The organism is Ktedonosporobacter rubrisoli (genome assembly GCF_004208415.1).
In the GTDB taxonomy this organism is placed as follows: domain Bacteria; phylum Chloroflexota; class Ktedonobacteria; order Ktedonobacterales; family Ktedonobacteraceae; genus Ktedonosporobacter; species Ktedonosporobacter rubrisoli.
The window spans coordinates 1,435,983-1,452,994 of record NZ_CP035758.1 but is presented as its reverse complement, the minus strand read 5'-3'; the positions used below and the strand labels follow the sequence as shown (position 1 = coordinate 1,452,994).

The following is a 17,012-nucleotide window of genomic DNA, read 5'->3' as shown; positions in this document are numbered from 1 at the left end:
CCACTGTCGTACGTGATGTGGTAGATTTGGGGCAATCTACTAAATTGTTAAAAGGAGTAGATTTGGGCTCATGAGCGTTTCCTGGCATCTAGAATCCACCGAGATCGCGGATGCAGGTCGATTCTCGTCTAGCAACTTAAGAATCTGCTCCTCTTTAAAAGAATGGTAGATTCTGATTAGAAACCGAGTATACGGATACCTTTAAACTAGCTTGCCCAACTTAAGCAACAAGACATAACTATAGAATCTACTTAAAGGGCCAGAAATGATGGATTCTACGCATACCTCTGGCTGCTAGCTTAGGAATCTTCCATACATTTAAACAATGGTAGATTTCCTTAGGAATCTACCTGTAAGTACTTTACCGATAGATTCTGCTAGCACCTTCGGTTTTTCCAATAGATCTACCTATTTGCTCAAATGCAGTAGACGTAATTATGAATCTACTCAGGTTTAGTCTATCGGTAGATTTATTGAATCTACTACTTTAGCGCTAATGGTAGATTTCTCAGCTTGCTTTGCCCACCCTATAAAATCTGCCGGATCTGGCAATGATGGTAGATTCACGTTTGCGTCTATCTCTAGTTCAGAAAATGGTAGATTCTACTATCTCCCCGGCCATCTAGGTAAGTCTACCTATTTATCCAAGGCTGGTAGACGCAGCTATGAATCTACCCATATTCAGCCAACGGGTAGATTTTATTGAATCCGCTGCTTTTGTGATAACAGTAGAGGAATCTACCTCAACTCAAGGACAGAGCAGGCTCTCTCTTATAGAGATGCTGCCCGTCAACAGGGCAGGATGAAATGAACGTAAGTGAAAGCAAGGATTATAGAACGACACCAAAGTATTCAGCTAAGGCCGCTGTATACTCATCCTGGGTACTCAGCCAACGCTCATGGTGCTGGCCATCTTTTGTGATGATTAAGCGTTGCTCACTAAGCGAAACTCTTCCATAAGAGGTGGCTATGCTACAGATACGTTTTTGGGTAAAGTGCGAAGCGGGCGAGCTTTGTTGATATCTACACATCGCCGCAAAGTCGCTCAATACATGGGGTTGCAGCGTGAAGCAGTACTCAGGCTTCCAGCTATAGTCCCAATGCTGCAAAGTCCAGAACTGTTGTTCGCGCAGCAGGCAATACTTGCCAAAGGGCTCTTCATGGACCAATGAGTCTTGTAGAAGCAATGGCCAACGATAGCTCTCACCAAATCCTACATCGGCTAACCAGTCTTGCTCAAGCGTGACTAATAGCGTAAGGTGATCGAATTCGGGGCCGAACCTTTCCGCGCCAGTGGCTACTCTGGCGGAAAGCAGCTGAACTTGAAATCCTAGCGCACGCAGCAACCAGGCGAATAAGCCGTTCAGTTCATAGCAAAAGCCTCCACGCCTGTGCTCAACAATCTTTGTCCAGAGCGCTGGCTCGTCGAGAACGATTTCCCGGCCCTGATAAATATCCAGGTTTTCAAACGGTACACTGAGCAGATGTGCCTCGTGCAGACCTTGCAAGGTCGCAAGGTTTGGCTCAAGTGGACCCTGATAACGTATGCGCTGTAAATATTGCTTAATACGCATGCTGCCTCCCGTCGCTTATAGCTATTTTCTTAAGCATAGCATGATCTTGCTAACGCGCATATTGGCCTCTAGTACATATTGAACCTGTACTAAACGGCTGGATTCTCTCTTCGCCAGCTTCTTTTCTGGAATGGAGAGCTATAGGATGCGCTCCGAGAAGTCTATCCAGGCCGAGTCAGGCTATCTCTTGAAGGCGATGAATTTGTAGAGAAGAGCGCCTGGTCATATAATACATAATCAGCGTGCTGCTCGGTGAGAATGGCTGCTCTGCTCAGCATTGAGATGCCTTGCGCAGGAGAAGTAATTGAAGCTCTCCAGCGCAATAAAGAAAGTATAGTATATGTTTATTTCTGACCAGCCACGTTATCTTGCGTCCATTAGCGTTCTATTTAAGGAATTAAAGGCATGGTAGAGAAAGCGATTCCCTTTACACAAAGACAATTGGAAAAAATCCTGAAAGAATATCCCACGCCGTTTCATATCTATGATGAAAGAGGCATACGCCAGGCTGCGCGTGAGCTGAAACAAGCCTTCGCCTGGATGGACGGCTTTACTAATTATTTTGCCGTCAAGGCGCTGCCCAATCCATATATCTTACAAATTCTAAAGGCCGAAGGTTTCGGCGCTGATTGCAGCTCACTGCCAGAGCTGTTGCTTGCTGAAAGGGTTGGTATAACGGGTTCGGATATTATGTTTAGTTCTAATGAAACGCCTATCGAGGAATATGGCAAGGCAAAGGAGCTAGGAGCAATTATAAATCTTGATGATACCAGCCACATTGCCTATTTAGAAAAATATGTTGGCTTGCCTGATCTCATCAGTTTTCGCTATAATCCTGGCCCGCGGCGTGCTGGTAACGCTATCATCGGCGATCCAAAGGAAGCAAAGTACGGCCTGACCTACGATCAGCTCTTTCAGGCTTACCACCTGGCAAAAAACAAGGGTGTAAAAAGTTTTGGGCTCCATGCAATGATTGCCTCTAACGAGCTCAACGCGCAGTATTTTATTGAGACGGCGAATATGCTCTTTGACCTGGTTGTCGAAATTTCGCAAAGGGTGGGCATCACATTCTCATTTGTAAATCTTGGTGGGGGGATTGGTATTCCGTACCGGCCTGAGCAGACAGCCTTTGATCTACAAAGGTTCTCACAAGGCGTAGAAGAGCTCTATCAGCGCAAAATCATCAAAAATGGGTTGTATCCCCTCAACATCGTTATGGAATGTGGAAGGCTGATAACCGGGCCACATGGCTATCTGGTTACTACTGCGATTCACAAAAAAGAGACCTATAAAGATTATGTGGGTCTTGATGCCTGCATGACAAATCTTATGCGTCCCGCTCTCTATGGAGCCTATCATCATATTACTGTGCTTGGCAAAGAGCAAAAAGCTCTTTCGCACAAGTATGATGTGGTTGGCTCGCTCTGTGAGAATTTTGATAAGTTTGCCATTGATCGAGATTTGCCAGAGGTTGAGACCGGCGATACGCTTATTATCCACGATACAGGGGCGCATGGCCATGCTATGGGTTTTAACTATAATGGTAAATTGCGCTCCGCCGAATTGCTACTTAAAGAAAATGGGGAAGTCCAGTTGATTCGTCGAGCAGAAACTATAGAGGATCATTTTAGTACATTAGATTTTAGCGGATTGGCGCATTAAGCTGTCCCTAAAACAGCAATCTGGCTGTGCGACAGCTGTGCTTTTAGCTGGCTCATAGCTGATGCAACTCTCTGTTATTGTTCCACATCACATACATCCTACAATTTCTCTCAAGCCGGGCACCTGCGGTTCTCTAGAAGCTGTCGGGCGCCCGGCTCTACGTGGTCGTTCTCCTCTCTTTCCTGGCCTTTAGCAGCGGCGAGATAATTTGATTATTTATTGTTTCTTTATAGAAAATAGCTCATATATAACGTAACTTGAGATTGAAAAACACAAAATATTTACTTATACTTGGTAGTTGTTGCCACTATTCTTACGGTGGATCAGATAACAAGGTGGGTTATCTTCGCTTATGCTGGCGAGGAAAAGGAGCGCAAGGGCGCCATTGCCCGGGCTTGGGGGAGCCCAGGCCGACCTTTTCCTGATTGGGGGCGTCCTCAGCTATGTTCGTACGTCTATTGCTGTGCGCTAATGTGTTGAAAGATGCTAACAGGCCAAAAGGAGATGAAGAGATGGTATATACAGGAAAAAAGCCACCATCAACTACTGAAGCTGTAACGCCGTCCACGCGCGAGGTGCCTTCACTGGGGGCCTATTCGCGCGGCTATGTCAGTGAGCAGGCAGAAAGTCAGCGAGTTTTCAATCCTTTTCCTGATGTTTCTGATAAGGAGCCGTTGATAGAGGTAAGCGAGATCCAGGGGAATATTGTTCCTGGCTTTCTCAAAGATCATGTAATGCTGCTCTTCCTCAAGATCGATGATGTGAGAAATTGTAAGAATTGGCTCAAAGGACTGGTTCCATTTATCTCTACGGCTGAGGAGGTGCTGGCCTTTAATCGTTTATTCAAGCAATTGCGCAGCCGGCGGGGCAGAGAGACCCTGGCAATTAAAGCTACCTGGATCAATATCGCCTTGACTTATGACGCGATCAGGCAATTGACCGATCTCTCCAGCGCAGATTTTTCCGACCAGGCTTTCAAAGAGGGCATGGTGAAGCGCGCCGCCGTTCTTGGTGATCCCACAAGCCCGAGCAAAAAGAACATGGAGGGCAATCCCGATAACTGGGTAATTTCGGATCGCGACGCCGATATTGTTGTTATGGTCCAGAGCGATGATGTAGATGACTTGAATGCCCAGGTTGAGAAGATCGAGACCTCGATTTTCTCTCGTACTCGTGGCACTGATGGGACCAGCAGATCTAGTGGGGTGCGTATAGTTTTCATGCAGCGCGGGCAGGATTTGCCAAGGCCCTTTTCTGGCCATGAACAGTTTAAGTTCCTTGATGGTGTATCGCAGCCGGGTATTCGCGGTTATGTAAAATCTACTGATGGTACCGATGTGCTGACGCCACGCCAGAATCCTGATAATCCTAACCAAGGTAAGCCGGGACAGGATCTGCTCTGGCCAGGTGAGTTTATGTTCGGCTATGTCTATCAGGACCCTAAAAATACACAGGACCAGAAGTCGAGTCCGAGCACGTCAACTTCGGTTCCTGATCCGAGTAATCCCACCCAGATGGTAGAGATACATAAAGGTGAGCTTGCTGAAGCGGGGCCGGCCTGGGCCAGAAACGGTTCGTACATGGTCTTTCGCCGCCTGCGTCAGGATGTGGGGCGCTTTCATACCTTCTTGAATGCTGAAGCGCGAGCCCTCAACCAGAGTAACCCGACCTTTCCGCCAGATCCGCGTTTTTTAGGTACAAAGTTTGTGGGACGCTGGCCCACGGGTGCTCCTATCATGCGCGCTACCCAAACTGATAATAGTGAGCTTGGCCGGAGCGATTGCGCTAATAATGATTTTGAGTTCATGCATCCGGTGAATCCATGCCCGGATACGCCAAACTCAGTTACTGGCTGTAGCAATGGAGCTCTATTCCCTGAACCACAAGCTGATCCAAGCGGAATGACCTGTCCTTTTGCTGCGCACATTCGTAAGGTTTATCCGCGCGATGATATTACGCCAGAAGGAGGGGGCAATAGCGAGGCAAGCGAACGCCATACACAGACACATCGCCTACTGCGCCGTGGGATTCCCTATGGTCCAGTCTCGCCATCATCGCTAGAGGCTCCGGTGATTGATGGTGTGGATCGCGGCTTGCTCTTTGTCAGTTATCAAAGCTCAATTGTGGGGCAGTTCGAGTTCGTAAGCCGGTTCTGGATCGACAATCCAGATTTTCCATTTAATCAGGCTGGCTTCGATTTCCTGATTGGCCAGAGCAATAAACCAAATGATCCCACTAATAATGGCAATATCATTAGTGGACGCTTGCCAATCACTGATCCTAATGGCCCGACAATTCGTTGGAATCAGGATTGGACTATCACGACGGGTGGTGGCTTTTACTTCTGTCCATCTATCCAGGCTTTACGCGAGGTGCTCACAGTCTAGCTTTGTGAGCCAGGCATGCTAAAAAAGAGCCTGATCGGCTTGCTTCAGTAAAGCTAAGAGGCTCAAGGCGTTTTTGCCCGGATGGCTGGTGACTGCAAGCCTCAGCTTATCAGATCATCATGATTGATGATAGGTGCTGCAGGCTTGCAGCCTGTCCACATTGCCTGTAAATTTCTCCGGCCCGGCAAGGTCAAATTACATTTCTGGCCAGGCGAGAAAACCTTGCCGCCGGTATTCGTTATTGAAGGCTTTGATTATTGATAATCCAGTGCTCTAGCTTTTTGTGAAGACTTGGCGGATCGGTTACGCCAACCAGCATTTCTTCTGAGAGCTCGATTTCGTAAACGCGATCTTTTGAGCGGCCTTGCAGCTCAAATTCTGGCTTATCAGGATCGTAGTGCTGCTGCGGTATGAACGATCCAACTACGTTTCCCATATCGTCTGTGAATACAAAAATCTTCAATACTTCGCTCCTTTCCCTCTGCCAGACTCAGGAGAAGCCGCCCCCCTGAAGATCATAATTAACCCAGACGTTACTAAGATTGGTGACCGTAAAGCCATAATAGACTCCGCCAGAGCTATTACGTCCTTTGGTCTCATGGGACATCTGTAGCTCGACATTGGATGTTTTGGGATTTGCTGAGAAGTATTGAGCTCCGTGATCTGCTCCATTCCATCCCCAGCCATCCTGAACCACAGTGCTGTTGGGCGCAATCCAGAAATTGCCAACTCCGTTGAAGGCCATCGTCAATCTCCTTTCTCCGGGAAACGAGAAGCTGAAATTGTCCATCCTCATTCTGATGCCAGATCTTACGGCCATTTGGACTACAGGGGCTGTCTTTTCCGTGCTATCCTCGACCGCCCGAACTGCTCTGTTGTGCTCCACTCAAGCAGTTTTTCAGCGTCAAGCCGATGCTGCTTAGCCTGTGGATATTCTAATCCGTCTGCGATAATGAACGCTGTAGAGTATTATCTCTATCAACATGTTTGATAAGGAACACATACAGTTTGTTCTTTAGTAAAGGATACTCGTAAAATATAATTTTTCAAGCGAAAGATGTGGATGTATTTGCTGAAGATGACATAACACAGCTTGCTGTGACTGTTGCGCCGGCTTTAGATTATAAGCTGATCAGAGTCGATCTGCACTTGGGAGAAAGTTTATGAACCATGCTACTACGGCCTGCCAGGCCTCTGACCAGTCTTGTGGGCATAGCTCGTGAGGAGAAGCCGGGTATTCGATATAGCGCAACCGCGCGGGGGCCTGAGCATAATAGGGGGCGAGCAAGGGCGAAACCCGTCTATCCTGCCCGGCAACCTGGGATAATATAGCTGTGGGAAAGAATTGCTCGATATACTGGTGCGGGCTCTCTGGCCTGGCTAGCTTCCACTCGGGCGCTCCTACGACTGGTGCCGCCGCCTGTAAACGCTTATCTTTTATCACTGCCGCGTAGCTAACAAAGCCACCAAAGGAGTAACCGGTGATGCCAAGCCGGCCAGGGTGGGCCAACTTATGCTCGAAGAGCGCGTCGATAATCGCAGGAATTTCCTGGGTCGTGGCCTGAACGACATCAAGAAAGGCGGCTTCAAGCTGCATGTTGCCCTCTAAATGTGGAGAATGTGGTGGAAAGCGTTGGGCAAAATCGGGATAGCGGCGGGCTCCGTGGCCGATTCCATCCAGGCTAACAATGAGAAAACCTGCTCGGGCAAGCTGTTCTAACACTTCGCTGTAGTCATCTTTGGATTGACCAAAGCCATGATAGAAGAGTATGGTGCCCCGTTGTGCGCTCTCTCTTGCTGTGCCGTAAAATAGGATGCGCGCCGGCGCTGTGGCGAGCGTAAGGTACATAGTTTGCAAGGTCATAAAGCGTCTCCTTTGCTGTAGAAATGAACTAATCTTTATAGGGGTATTTTCTAGAAAGGTAGAAGGTTGGCAATTTCTAGGGAAGAGAAGGTGTACTTTCTAGAAAGGTGGAAAATTGGCAATTTCTAGGGAGATAGAAAGGGGAGCAGCGTAGAAAGCTGCTGGCTTTTTGCCTCACTTGAAAAAGCCAGCTATTTCCGCTTTTTCAAGTGAGGCGTGTATTGATAATTATAGCACACTATAATAGAGTACGTAGCCTGGGCTGCTAGCGCGTGACTTATGCGAATTGGGAATCTTTCCAGATGGGCATGCCTACAGCTGTTTTTTCTTCCAATGCCTCCATAAGCGCTAAGACGATATCCTCCCGCCAGGGGCGAGCCGCCACCTGTACGCCTACCGGCAGCCCGGCACTGTTCATCTCAACGGCCTGGGCTGCACGCTCAAGGCTATCGTTTCCAACGCTCCGCTCGCTCTCCTCACCTGGCTGCACGCGGGTCACAGGTGCCACGCCAGCGGCGAAACCAAGCAAATTGTAGAGGATGGCATAGCTGCCAGCATTGGTGACGTTTAAGGCGCCACTGCTCTCGTGGGTCGGAGCGGGAAGCGCGTAGGGTGGGCAGAGCAGCGCGTCAAAACGCTGGGCATCAAGCGCACTAAGGAAACGCTGGCAATACTGGTTGCGCTCTTCCACCATCTGCCAGTACTGATCTACCGATACGGCTCCGGGAAGAGATTGCAAGGCAGCTGCAATGCTGCGATCGAGAGGATCGTCTCCGAGCAGACGCTTATAGCCCACAAAGCCATCAGCGCTTCTCAGGCCAACAAAGAGCCGTGCAGCTTTCGCCACAGTGGGCCGGGCTCCAGGGCTCAACGATAGCGCCACGTGCGCGCAGGATCTGCGCCGCCTCCTCCACAGCGCGGCGAACCGCTGGAGCAACCGAAAACACGCCATTGTCGCTATACATGCCGATGCGCAAGCCGGCAAGCGAGACGGCGCTGGGATCGGGCCAGGGAACAGGTGGTACCGCTGGATCGAGAGCGTTTAGGCCAGGGGCGGCCAGAATGCTCATTGCCAGGCGCAGATCCTGGGTGCTGCGGGCAATGGGACAGGGTTGAGCGATAGCGGCCTCTTGCCCGGCCACCTCAGCATAGGGAGCGGTATCGAGATTTGTCAATCTCCTGGCTGTAGGAAGCAAGCTATACAGGCCGCAGAAATGTGCAGGTATACGAATACTGCCACCATTATCACCGCCCAAACCAAGAGGAGAGCCGCCGGCGGCAATAATGGCCGCCTCACCTCCACTGCTTCCGCCAGGACTCCGGGCCAGATCCCAGGGATTATTCGTCCGACCATAGACCGGATTCTCACATGATCCTGACAGCGACAGCAGCAGTTGGGAAACGTTGGTCTTTCCTAGAATAATCGCTCCGGCCTGGCGAAGCCGCTGTACCAGGGGGCCTTCCTGCTCTATGGACGATCTGTGGCTCATCAGACCAACCGTTGCTGGAGTGCCAGAGACCAGAAATTGCTCTTTGAGCGTGATAGGTACGCCGTGGAGCGGACCGAGAAGCGTTCCTTGTTCGCGCAGTTGATCGGCGCGGCTGGCGGAGGCGCGCGCCTGCGCAAAAAGTGACACAACGATAGCATTCAGACGCGGATTGACAGCTTCGATGCGGCGAATATGCGCTTCAACGACCTCTTGTGAGGAAAGGCGGCCTGCAGCAATACGGCGCGCAAGCTCCGAGGCGCTCAGGCTGGTGAGGGTTGCATCTTCCCGGGCGGACGGTTCGGAGGAAGAGGGGATCATAGTATATGCTCCTTTCAAGCTTGCTTCGATCATCCCAAGATATGGGTGAGCGGAGCTTTCACGTCTTGTGCTTCCTACTTTAGCACTCGACGCCGAGGATGACTTGAACGGAATGGCTATTTTTGCAGCTGTATGCTGCTGGCGCGACTGCTCCTACATCCCCTCGGGGGCCAGACAAGAATTCCTGCCCAGGCGGTGAAGCGAGGATTCTTGTCTGGAAAACAGGTTATGAACGAAGCTGGGACGCCAACCATGAACGCAGGATTGGCACCACTTGCTTTGCCTGCATGGCCTGAGTATGATCAAGCCCATCGAGTATGCGCACAGCCCAGCCCAGCTCCTGGAGCTCTGCCTTTCGCCGCACAATGGGACCTGCTAAACTTACCAGCACATTTCCCCAATGCTCATCGTACTTATTCTCATCAGCCGAACCCACAAAGCAGAGGCGTGGACACGTGATTTGCGCTTGAGCGGCGCGGTCATCAAATCCTTGCAACGCCTGGTACAGCGTGACAAATTGCCGTGTCTGATCTTCTGACGGAACAGCGCCAGACCACGCGGATTCCTCAGCTGATGGCACTGCCCGTACGCCGCTGGCGATCTCGTAGGTTGCAGTCGTGACGCGGAGCATCTCTTCGTATGGCCCGCCCAGCGGTGGAAAGCCACCCATGATGAGCGCTGATAAGCGCTCGGTCCGAATGGCAAGCTGCAGCCCGATCAGCGCCAGCCAGGAGTAGCCATAGTAAGCGAAGCACTCTGCCCCTACGGCATCGGCTACCGCGAGAAAATCGCTTGCCACATTGGCCGGGGTCAGCGTGTCTGGCTTTGGGGTACGAAAACACTGTCCCTCGTAGTCGAAGGCAATCACGCGATAAGTGTCGCTAAGCCCCTTGATCAGCGAGTGACCCAGCGCCGGATCTACTCCCCACTGCTGCATGGCTTCGGCCTGCGCTCCAGTTACCGGCTGTGGATTGACCGGGAGCAACAAGGTCGGCCCAGAGCCGTGAACCTCGATCTCGATGCTGCTTCCGTCATGTAATGTTGCTTCTGGCATAGAAGTTCCCTTCATCTTCCGTTTCAAGCCTGCCTCGAAGGGCAGCCTTGTATTATTTAGGTACATCAGTTAACAGATCTGCAATTCGAATACTGTATGCATGTTGATCCCGCGCTGGCCAGGCTTTTTTCTGGATCACATCTCTACTGTACAACACAGATGCCCAACTGGAGGGTTCAGGGCTTGTATACGGCTGCATCGCGTGTCCTATTCAGGCTCTATTTGCTTATGTCGTGCCGATGGCAAGAAAAAATACTCATTGCAAGAAGTCTCTAAAAGAACTTGGGTGTTTGACATGATGGATTGCTTCTATCTGCATGCCGATGATCTTGTAACTATCTGGACACATAGATGTTCAATAAGTGGGCAAAGCTATGAGCCAGTAACTTGATTCTGCCATTACAACGAGGTAAGAGGCACTTACATCTATAAGGTTAACATCGTATAATATGCCTGATTATATTAAAAATGGAGAACATATTTGATGGTACCTGACATTTTAGGGCAAGTCAGTAGTAAAACCTGGCTTCAGGCCTATGTGCAGAATGGTTATCAGCTTCCTGTTGATATTGAGCCCCTGCTGTTTTGTAAGGCTCTGCTGCCTAACCTGGGCTCACCTGATCCTGAGTTGCGCGACAAACTAACCTACACAATTATGTCGCAGCTTATCCTTGATCAGCACCTTCTTACTGTACCCCAGCTTGAAGAATTGCTGACAATCTGCCTTGATCGCGAGCATCTCTTTTATGGCATTGGTAAGCAAGGCACGGATTCGGTTTTTATGCGCTCCTTTTCTGTCTTGATCGTTGCAGCTATTCTCTATTATGACCGCGATGCGCATGCCCTCTCTGAGGTGGTGACGAGGCAGGCGGCTGGAGCCCTGCTACGCTATGTGCAGGAGGAGCGAGACTGGCGCGGTTATGTGGAGGGAAAAGGCTGGATTCATACGGCGGCTCATGTCGCCGATGCGCTCGACGAGATAGGCCAGAGCCGCTATGCCAGTGAGCAGGATTGTGAGGCAGTTATGGAGGCTATTCGTATGCTCGCTTGCTTACCCGGTCCCTTTCAGGATGCTGAGGATGATCGCCAGGCCATAGCGGCTTATGGAATTATCGCTCGCAAACTCATCAGTGAGATCTTTGTACAGCGCTGGCTTACATCCTTGATTTTGCCCCATACTAGCCATGATGTTGTGACCTATCATCGTCAGAACAATGCTAGAAACATGCTCAGAAGCCTGTATTTCCTCTTACTTAAGAACGATATTGCTCCTGAGGTACGCGAGCTCATTAGTGGGGCGATTGTGCAGATTGCTGGTTGGTAGCTAAGCCAGCGGCCCGTAATTTGAAGCGCAAGATATTGATAGCTGCTCATCTCCTTCAGTTTTATACTGCACCTTGGTAAGGAAAGGAGACGAGACTAATGCATCAAACAAGCGAACCCGCTATTCTATACTTTGGCACTCCGGTAGTACTTGTGAGCACGCTCAATGAAGATGGCTCGCCTAACCTGGCTCCAATGTCTTCGGCCTGGTGGCTTGGCTGGCGTTGTATGTTAGGTTTCGGCGCATCTTCTAAGCTTGACTTTGTACATTTCCAACTCAATAACAGACCACCCATGAGAAGCGCTCAAGCGTCGAGCGGGGACTAAAACCGCGCCCGGATCAGTGGGTGATGTGGGAAAAGTCTGCAGGTCCCAGAGATGGCGCCTGATGAGAGCGAGCACATCACAGAAGGTGGCGGTGTGCTTGCGATACCAGGCAGCTTGAGCGATCAGGAGCTGCCCATCTGGATGCAACGCTTGCCCAAAGAGCGTCACCAGGCTATAGAGGCCGAAGAGCACAGGCGTCGAGCGCTCGATGGCTTGATCGGACCATTGGCGTTGCGTCTCGATGCCCAAATGGGCGCGCCCCTCTTCAAAGGTCACTTCCAGACTCCAGCGTTTCATGAAGTCCTTGATGATCTCTTCGGCGGTCTGGGTGGGATCGGTACAAAAGATGGCCTTTGGGGGACGCTTGCCCTGTGGATCGCGAGTCAGCACCCAGCGTAGAGGCAGAGGAGCGGAGCCCGTGCGATACCACAAGGCGGAGCCCGTGCAGAAGTCTACTGGCCGCTCACCCTGGCTGTACCAGTCCAAGGTGAGCTTTTGCCAGGCCGTTTCTGCATTCTGCAAGACTTGCTCCAGGGAGGGAAGGCGCTCGCCAACCACTCGCGGACGACCCATCGTGTGCTCTTTGCGTTCGGGAGGTGGATCATGCAGAACCGCATCGAGCCGACCAGTTGTAATCAACGTGACGTGCTGATGCTGAGCATACACCCCTAGTTCCAGGACACTGTAGGCGCTGTCGCCCAGTAGCTTGATTGAGCGATCAGGCAGCCATCGGCGCACAAGACTGAGCATCTGATGGGCCCACATCGCGATGGTTTTGTGTCGCTTGCCCAAACGCGCGCTCACCTCTGGAGTGGTTGCCAGCACACACAAGAAGGGCAATGCCCATCTCTGCCTGGTCCAGGGGAGCGTCACGACCACGGCCAGCACAATCCAGCGCAATCCAGGACTGCTCACCGAGCGTTCTTTGCTGGAGAGAGCGCTATCGCGGTAATTGCCTCGTTTGCGGATCTTGCTGCCCCAGCGCCGTTCCAGCGTTTCATCGATGACCAGATCTACCCAGGCTCCCGCTGGTACAAAGGTTTCGACGATCAGCAGGAGCAATTGGCGACTCACAGCCAGGGGAGACCAGCGGGCTCGATTGAGCACCTGATGAAAGAGGCTCCAGTTGCTTGCCTGACTGAGGCCTGTGGCACGCAACGCGGCTGCGACCGTGCGGCGTCCGTGGGCCAGCAAGGTTCCGGTTAACAAGATCATCAGTTTTCTCCAGGTGGGAGCGGTAAACAATGGCCGAAAGACGGCTAATACTTCTATAATGGGATCGGGAAGGGGCATGAACATCCTCCTGAGCTAAGATAGTGCTTTGGTCAGCTTCTATCTTACCTCCAGAAGCTTTTGTGCCCAGCCCTTTCCCCAAATTGTACAAAGTCAAGCTAAGACGCCAGAGAACATGTTGCGCACGGGGGAGTGTGTGCTCAATTTACCATCTACCGATATGGTAACGGCTGTGGATCGCCTGGCGCGCACAACAGGAACAAATCCTGTGCCCGAAGGCAAGCAGCGCAGGGGCTATAGACATGAGCGGGACAAGTTCGGTATCGCGGGCTTGACGCCTGAGCCGTCCGAGGTAGTAGCAGCGCCACGCGTTCTGGAATGCCCGGTTCAGCTTGAGGCAAAGGTTGAGGCTAAGCACGATCTGGCCGAGCGTGATGAGGAGCTGCGTGGAAGACAAATTGCCATCGAGGTACGCATCCTACGCGTACATCTTGAGGAAGCTATTCTCATGGAGGGCATGCAAAATCGCGTTGATCCAGACAAATGGCGCCCGCTCATTATGAGCTTCCAGCATTTTTATGGCCTTGAGCCCCATAAGTTGCATGAGTCAACGCTGGCAAGAATTCCTGAATATATGTACCGCAGCCCGGATGTAGATCGTGCAAGGGAAGCCGCTCCACTCCTTGAGGGGATACAGAATATATCCTGATAGATAATCCAGGTTTTTCAAATAGATTTGGGAGATGAGAAGCATCCTCAAACACTTCTCATCTCTTTTCACTTCGTTCGGGATTACAATGTATCGATTTGTACAGCCCTTCTGGCCGCTGCCTGCAGCTCCTCAAGCCACTCTAAAGCTTCTTCTACGCTTGACGAAGGCCCATTGTCAGCGAAGAGGACGTGATCGATAGCAAGGGGCTCGATACGGGCCAGATCTGCGGCAATCTGCTCAGGAGAGCCGCCCAGGAAGGGGCGTTGCGCGTCGGGAAGAGGGCACGCTGTGATTAGTACGTTGGCGCGTACCATGATCTTTAGAGTTGTCGGGTCGCGATCTGCCTCCTGAGCAGCTGAGCGAAAACTAGTGACAGCCTCTTTTAACGCTTCAAATGAGAAGGCAATCGGATTCAGGCCATCGGCAATGCGCGCTGCGCGCTTGATCGCGGCCGGACTTGTTGCGCCCAGTAGAATGGGAATGCCGCCCTGCTGTTTGGGCTTGGGATTAATCTTCGCAAGCGGAATATGGTAAAAGTCTCCCTTAAAGTTGACTGGATCTGGTCCCCAGGCTGCACGCATAGCCGCGATAAGCTCCTCTGTGCGCCATCCACGCTGGGCCAATGGAACGTTTGTGGTTATAAACTCTTGTTCCTGCCACCCCTGGCCCAGGCCAGCGATAACCCGACCACCGCTCAACTGATCAAGCGTGGCGAGGCGGCGAGCGAGAACCACAGGTGTGTGGAAAGGGGCGTTAATGACGCTTGTCCCCAGCTTAATGTGCTTTGTCAGACCGGCAATGTAGGCAAGGGTTTCTAATGGCTCATATGTCGAACTGTAGAAGTCTGGTAGCAATTTGGCGGCGTCCCCATTGAGGGGATAAAGTAAACGCTCATACGTCCAGAGCGCGGCGTAGCCCAGACGTTCAGCTTCGCGGGCTATGCGCGCGATTGCCTCTACTGAGGCATATGGGCCAGAAGTGGGTAAGGCTATTCCAAGATCCATAATCTTTTCCTTTTCTAAGGTAGCTCCGAGCTTTCTGGCTGCTACTCTACAACTTTTTCTGATCTATTCTTCCATGAATCTAGATTTTGGGTAGAATTATTTCATTTTCCTGTTTTCCCGCTTACCCCAAAAAGAGCACAAAGGCAAATCCTTTGTTCCCACATATAGAGCGGTCTCTTCTCGCAGTCCTGAACAAGAATAGCTCGCTCTCATGGAGAGGTAACTCCTGCTAACGACGAGAGAGCGGTAGGACTGGTTTTTTGCTGATGCCTGTTGAGTATCAGCAGGTGTTATCTATAATGCTAGTATATATGGAAGAGCTAATAAATATTCAAATGTGCCTTTTTATTGTCTAAACAACAAAAAAGTATTTTGTCGAAGAAGCGTTTCCCTCTGCACTATCTTTCCTGCTGGAGCACAAGGATAACCTCACATTCACCTTATTAGATAATCGTAGAGCATAATCCTCCAACGCTCTGGAAACGCAAGATGGAAGAAGTATTATTCCTATCTCTCTATTAAACTATTCTATTGCCACAGGTAAAATTCTTTTCATTCACATTAATCTGAAAGAAGGCTATCGTGAAGTCGTCATCTGCAAAAAAAGAAATTTCCCAGGAAGGGCAAACAGGGAGGGGGCGCTGGCTGGTAGTGGTTGTGGTCAGCCTGGCAATTTTCCTGGATACTGTAGATGTATCTATCGTAAATATTGCGCTACCAAATCTGCAACATGACTTGCATCTGAGCACTACAGATCTGCAATGGGTCCAGGGTATCTATGTGCTCACTTATGCAGGCTTCATGTTGTTAGGTGGCCGTGCTGCTGATCTGCTCGGTCGTCGTTGCATTTTTCTGCTTGGGGCCGCACTCTTTGGCCTGTCGGCGCTGGCAGGCGGCCTGGCTCCCAATGGTGGGGTATTAATTCTGACCAGGGGAGCGCAGGGCATTGGGGCCGCGTTGACTATGCCTTCAGCTGTCTCGATTCTTACCACTACCTTTGCAGAAGGCCCGGAACGCAACAAGGCTCTGGGTATCTTTAGCTCAATTGCAGGAGTTGGCTTCACTTGCGGCCTGGTACTCGGTGGTGTGCTAACTAGCTTTGTCAGTTGGCACTGGATCTTCTTTGTAAATGTGCCAATTGCTCTGCTTATCCTGTTGCTTGCCCGCGTTGTCGTGCCGGAAGGTCAGGCTGCGGCCGATCCGCAGTCTTATGATCTGGCCGGAGCTGCTACGGCCACGGCTGGCTTGCTCTTGCTGGTCTATGCAGTGACGCAGGCTAACGAGCCTGGTACCACTGCTGTGAAGACGGGAGGCTTGATTGCTCTAGCCCTTGCTCTCTTGCTCTGTTTCATTTTCATTGAACGGCGTTCTCGCGCTCCCCTCATGCCCTTTCATATATTTCAGACAAGCAGGCTGGGAGCCGTTTGTATTGTCACTTTCGCTCTGATTGGCGCATTTTTTAGTTTCTTATTCGTCTGCACACTCTATCTGCAGGATGTGCTTCATTACTCGCCGATTGCGGCGAGCCTTGCTATGCTCCCATCGAGCGTTATCAGTATTCTGACTACGCGGTTTCTTGCGCCCTGGCTGATGAATAGGTTTGGTATGCGCAGCAGTTGCGTTCTTGGCATGCTCTCTTTGTTAGCAGGTGTAGCACTCTTCTTGAGGATTGGCGCAAACGCTGATTTTGTGGGCGTTATCCTGCCCTCTACGATTCTTGCGCAGATTGGTATGGCGATCTGTGTGCCAACAACGTCTGTGGCTGCCGTGATCGGAATTGAGCAGACAGAGCAGGGGCTGGCCGCTGGCTTGAGTGGAGCATTGGGACAGGCTGGTGGGGGCATCCTGCTCGCGGTTACGGCCGCTGTGGTCACTGTGGGTACCACCTCAGCGCTTCGCTCAGCTTCAGCTCTCTCGACGCAGGCTCAGCTCAGCGGCTACCATGCCGGGCTTCTCGTCATCGTGGCCTGCGCTGCGCTTGGTGCCCTGGTTGCACTGTTTCGTATGCAGAAATAGGCAAAGGCAAGAGGGGAGATTGCCGCCAGTTGATCATCTGTGCATCGA

Annotated in this window: 13 protein-coding genes and 2 pseudogenes; 6 read left to right on the top strand and 9 right to left on the bottom strand. The window is 51.1% G+C overall.

The window, feature by feature from the left end; genetic code table 11:
* Positions 1 to 830 precede the first annotated feature (830 nt).
* Positions 831 to 1,574, bottom strand: coding sequence for an arylamine N-acetyltransferase family protein (locus tag EPA93_RS06685; protein WP_129886304.1), 744 nt, complete (start codon positions 1,572 to 1,574; stop codon positions 831 to 833).
* A gap of 405 nt (positions 1,575 to 1,979) precedes the next feature.
* Here EPA93_RS06685 and lysA point away from each other — a divergent pair, with 405 nt between their 5' ends.
* Entirely contained in the window at positions 1,980 to 3,236 is a 1,257-nt protein-coding gene (lysA, locus tag EPA93_RS06680) for a diaminopimelate decarboxylase (RefSeq protein WP_129886303.1), read from the top strand.
* A 512-nt stretch (positions 3,237 to 3,748) separates the two neighbouring features.
* A complete protein-coding gene (locus tag EPA93_RS06675; protein ID WP_129886302.1) occupies positions 3,749 to 5,623 on the top strand; it encodes a Dyp-type peroxidase in 1,875 nt (624 codons plus the stop codon).
* A 238-nt stretch (positions 5,624 to 5,861) separates the two neighbouring features.
* On the opposite strand, the gene EPA93_RS06670 is transcribed toward EPA93_RS06675, so the two are convergent.
* The 6 genes from EPA93_RS06670 to EPA93_RS06645 all read right to left on the bottom strand — a co-directional run bounded on the left by EPA93_RS06670 (position 5,862) and on the right by EPA93_RS06645 (position 10,349).
* On the bottom strand, positions 5,862 to 6,086 hold the full coding sequence (locus tag EPA93_RS06670; RefSeq protein WP_129886301.1) for a hypothetical protein: 225 nt from the start codon (positions 6,084 to 6,086) through the stop codon (positions 5,862 to 5,864).
* 27 nt (positions 6,087 to 6,113) lie between these two features.
* On the bottom strand, positions 6,114 to 6,368 hold the full coding sequence (locus EPA93_RS06665) for a hypothetical protein (RefSeq protein WP_129886300.1): 255 nt from the start codon (positions 6,366 to 6,368) through the stop codon (positions 6,114 to 6,116).
* Positions 6,369 to 6,755: 387 nt separating this feature from the next.
* Positions 6,756 to 7,487 carry a dienelactone hydrolase family protein gene (locus tag EPA93_RS06660; protein ID WP_129886299.1) on the bottom strand — a complete coding sequence of 244 codons (732 nt, stop codon included), beginning with the start codon at positions 7,485 to 7,487 and terminating at the stop codon, positions 6,756 to 6,758.
* Between the two features lie 277 nt (positions 7,488 to 7,764).
* On the bottom strand, positions 7,765 to 8,334 hold the full coding sequence (locus EPA93_RS06655) for an amidase family protein (RefSeq protein WP_165422924.1): 570 nt from the start codon (positions 8,332 to 8,334) through the stop codon (positions 7,765 to 7,767).
* A complete protein-coding gene (locus tag EPA93_RS06650; protein ID WP_165422923.1) occupies positions 8,291 to 9,295 on the bottom strand; it encodes an amidase in 1,005 nt (334 codons plus the stop codon). The genes EPA93_RS06655 and EPA93_RS06650 overlap by 44 nt, the downstream gene beginning before the upstream one ends.
* 226 nt (positions 9,296 to 9,521) lie before the next feature.
* Positions 9,522 to 10,349, bottom strand: a complete 828-nt coding sequence (locus tag EPA93_RS06645) for an alpha/beta fold hydrolase (protein ID WP_129886296.1) — start codon at positions 10,347 to 10,349, stop codon at positions 9,522 to 9,524.
* A 484-nt stretch (positions 10,350 to 10,833) separates the two neighbouring features.
* Here EPA93_RS06645 and EPA93_RS06640 point away from each other — a divergent pair, with 484 nt between their 5' ends.
* Together EPA93_RS06640 and EPA93_RS50845 are read left to right on the top strand one after the other, a co-directional pair.
* The gene (locus EPA93_RS06640; protein WP_129886295.1) at positions 10,834 to 11,673 is read left to right on the top strand and encodes a DUF2785 domain-containing protein; all 840 of its coding nucleotides are present in this window, start codon (positions 10,834 to 10,836) and stop codon (positions 11,671 to 11,673) included.
* A 98-nt stretch (positions 11,674 to 11,771) separates the two neighbouring features.
* Positions 11,772 to 11,927 (top strand): annotated as a pseudogene (locus EPA93_RS50845) (flavin reductase family protein); the annotation flags it as partial.
* On the opposite strand, the gene EPA93_RS06630 reads toward EPA93_RS50845, so the two are convergent.
* Positions 11,904 to 13,292, bottom strand: coding sequence for an IS701 family transposase (locus EPA93_RS06630; protein ID WP_165422922.1), 1,389 nt, complete (start codon positions 13,290 to 13,292; stop codon positions 11,904 to 11,906). The pseudogene EPA93_RS50845 and the gene EPA93_RS06630 overlap by 24 nt on opposite strands.
* 97 nt (positions 13,293 to 13,389) lie before the next feature.
* On the opposite strand from EPA93_RS06630, the pseudogene EPA93_RS06625 reads away from it, so the two are divergent.
* Positions 13,390 to 13,941 (top strand): annotated as a pseudogene (locus EPA93_RS06625) (flavin reductase family protein); the annotation flags it as partial.
* Positions 13,942 to 14,024: 83 nt separating this feature from the next.
* On the opposite strand, the gene EPA93_RS06620 reads toward EPA93_RS06625, so the two are convergent.
* Entirely contained in the window at positions 14,025 to 14,948 is a 924-nt protein-coding gene (locus EPA93_RS06620; RefSeq protein ID WP_129886292.1) for an LLM class flavin-dependent oxidoreductase, read from the bottom strand.
* A gap of 582 nt (positions 14,949 to 15,530) precedes the next feature.
* Between EPA93_RS06620 and EPA93_RS06615 the strand changes: the two genes are divergently transcribed.
* Positions 15,531 to 16,964: an MFS transporter gene (locus EPA93_RS06615; RefSeq protein ID WP_165422921.1), complete on the top strand. Its 1,434-nt coding sequence runs from the start codon at positions 15,531 to 15,533 to the stop codon at positions 16,962 to 16,964.
* Positions 16,965 to 17,012: the final 48 nt, after the last annotated feature.